We start from the raw sequence: 2,826 nt of genomic DNA, 5'->3' as shown, positions 1-2,826 counted from the left end.
TCCTAACAAATAACGCCGACTGACAAGAAATTAATTATTACTTTTCCTAATTAATCCCTCAGAAATCCTCACCTTAAGCTATGATTATCTGGGCTTAGGGTCACTCGTGAGCGCTTACAGCCGTCAAAAACTCATCTCACCGCTGATGGCGCAAATTCTTCAATGGATCGTAAAAAACGAGTTATTCCTACACTATAATCTGATTTTAACGATGATTTGTGCGGGGTAGAATAGTAAAAACGATCTATTCACCTGAAAGAGAAATAAAAAGTGAAACATCTGCATCGATTCTTTAGCAGTGATGCCTCGGGAGGCATTATTCTTATCATTGCCGCTATCCTGGCGATGATTATGGCCAATAGCGGCGCAACCAGTGGATGGTATCACGACTTTCTGGAGACGCCGGTTCAGCTCCGGGTTGGTTCACTCGAAATCAACAAAAACATGCTGTTATGGATAAATGACGCGCTGATGGCGGTATTTTTCCTGTTAGTCGGTCTGGAAGTTAAACGTGAACTGATGCAAGGATCGCTAGCCAGCTTACGCCAGGCCGCATTTCCAGTTATCGCCGCTATTGGTGGGATGATTGTTCCGGCATTACTCTATCTGGCCTTTAACTATGCCGATCCGATTACCCGCGAAGGGTGGGCGATCCCGGCGGCTACTGACATTGCCTTTGCACTTGGTGTGCTGGCGCTGTTGGGAAGTCGTGTTCCGTTAGCGCTGAAGATCTTTTTGATGGCTCTGGCTATTATCGACGATCTTGGGGCCATCATTATCATCGCATTGTTCTACACTAATGACTTATCGATGGCCTCTCTTGGCGTCGCGGCTGTAGCAATTGCGGTACTCGCGGTATTGAATCTGTGTGGTGTACGCCGCACGGGCGTCTATATTCTGGTTGGCGTAGTGTTGTGGACTGCGGTGTTGAAATCGGGGGTTCACGCAACCCTGGCGGGGGTAATTGTCGGCTTCTTTATTCCTTTGAAAGAGAAGCATGGGCGTTCTCCAGCGAAGCGACTGGAGCATGTGTTACACCCGTGGGTGGCGTATCTGATTTTGCCGCTGTTTGCATTTGCTAATGCTGGCGTTTCACTGCAAGGTGTCACGCTGGATGGCTTGACCTCCATTCTGCCATTGGGGATCATCGCTGGCTTGCTGATTGGCAAACCGCTGGGGATTAGTCTGTTCTGCTGGTTGGCGCTGCGTTTGAAACTGGCGCATCTGCCTGAGGGAACGACTTATCAGCAAATTATGGCGGTGGGGATCCTGTGCGGTATCGGTTTTACTATGTCTATCTTTATTGCCAGCCTGGCCTTTGGTAGCGTAGATCCAGAACTGATTAACTGGGCGAAACTCGGTATCCTGGTCGGTTCTATCTCTTCGGCGGTAATTGGATACAGCTGGTTACGCGTTCGTTTGCGTCCATCAGTTTGACAGGACGGTTTACCGGGGAGCCATAAACGGCTCCCTTTTCATTGTTATCAGGGAGAGAAATGAGCATGTCTCATATCAATTACAACCACTTGTATTACTTCTGGCATGTCTATAAAGAAGGTTCCGTGGTTGGCGCAGCGGAGGCGCTTTATTTAACTCCACAAACCATTACCGGACAGATTCGAGCGCTGGAAGAGCGCCTGCAAGGCAAATTATTTAAACGCAAGGGACGTGGTCTCGAACCCAGCGAGCTGGGAGAACTGGTCTATCGCTATGCCGATAAAATGTTCACCTTAAGCCAGGAAATGCTGGATATTGTGAACTATCGCAAAGAATCCAATTTATTGTTTGACGTTGGTGTGGCTGATGCACTTTCCAAACGCCTGGTCAGTAGCGTACTTAACGCCGCAGTGGTAGAAGGCGAGCCCATTCATCTTCGCTGCTTCGAATCCACCCACGAAATGCTGCTGGAGCAATTAAGTCAGCATAAACTGGATATGATCATTTCTGACTGTCCGATAGACTCTACGCAGCAGGAAGGCCTGTTCTCCGTGAGAATTGGCGAATGTGGCGTGAGTTTCTGGTGTACAAATCCACCACCAGAAAAACCGTTCCCGGCTTGTCTGGAAGAACGGCGACTTTTGATTCCTGGGCGACGTTCAATGTTAGGGCGCAAATTGCTTAACTGGTTTAACTCCCAGGGATTAAACGTAGAAATCCTCGGCGAGTTTGATGATGCCGCGTTGATGAAAGCTTTTGGTGCGATGCACAATGCAATCTTCGTTGCCCCAACGCTTTATGCATATGACTTTTATGCCGATAAAACTGTCGTAGAAATTGGTCGCGTCGAGAATGTGATGGAAGAGTACCATGCTATTTTTGCTGAGCGGATGATTCAGCACCCGGCGGTACAGCGAATCTGCAATACGGATTATTCTGCGCTTTTTAGTCCAGCGGCGCGTTAATCGGCACCTCCCCCCAAAGTTAAGGTGGGGGAGATAGATTAGTTGTACATAACCACGATTTTGACTCGGCTCATTATTTGCCCGCTTGAGACATTATTTCCATATGTACGCGGGCGAATAAATAGAGGAATCTGATTACTTCCTTCATGGGGATGCTGAAAAGAGTAGTAATTGCTTTTACCATACTGGATTTCATTCGTACCATCATTGGAGAGTTGAAAGCCTACTTGACCCGCACCGTCCTCACTGTTTTCTAACTCATTTTTTAATATGCTGGTTCCTGACTCCTGTATCGTCACTGGTTCAAAGTAATATTCAACATCACTGGGTTCAAAAACTAATTCACCTTGCTCGCCCTGGATGCAGTCAAATCTTATATGATGAAACTGATAATTTTCATTATTGATACGAGACAGTACAAATC

Annotated in this window: 2 protein-coding genes and 1 pseudogene; 2 read left to right on the top strand and 1 reads right to left on the bottom strand. The window is 47.2% G+C overall.

What is annotated here, in order from left to right; genetic code table 11:
* The first annotated feature begins 270 nt into the window (after window positions 1-270).
* Both nhaA and nhaR read left to right on the top strand, forming a co-directional pair.
* A complete protein-coding gene (nhaA, locus tag E0D98_RS23075; protein WP_000681360.1) occupies window positions 271-1,437 on the top strand; it encodes a Na+/H+ antiporter NhaA in 1,167 nt (388 codons plus the stop codon).
* Window positions 1,438-1,502: 65 nt separating this feature from the next.
* The gene (gene nhaR, locus E0D98_RS23070; protein ID WP_001300855.1) at window positions 1,503-2,402 is read left to right on the top strand and encodes a transcriptional activator NhaR; all 900 of its coding nucleotides are present in this window, start codon (window positions 1,503-1,505) and stop codon (window positions 2,400-2,402) included.
* A 38-nt stretch (window positions 2,403-2,440) separates the two neighbouring features.
* Here nhaR and E0D98_RS23065 read toward each other — a convergent pair.
* Window positions 2,441-2,826: pseudogene (locus E0D98_RS23065) on the bottom strand (fimbrial family protein); the annotation flags it as partial.

Origin of the sequence: Escherichia sp. KCJ4928, from assembly GCF_004352695.1 — a bacterium.
GTDB lineage: Bacteria > Pseudomonadota > Gammaproteobacteria > Enterobacterales > Enterobacteriaceae > ECMA0423.
Note: the sequence above shows the minus strand (reverse complement) of the source record. Positions and strands in the feature narration are given on the sequence as shown.

What these genes read in the sequence shown, in the direction of transcription:
- nhaR (WP_001300855.1), top strand. Translation starts at nt 1,503, where the DNA reads ATGTCTCATATCAATTACAACCACTTGTATTACTTCTGGCATGTCTAT.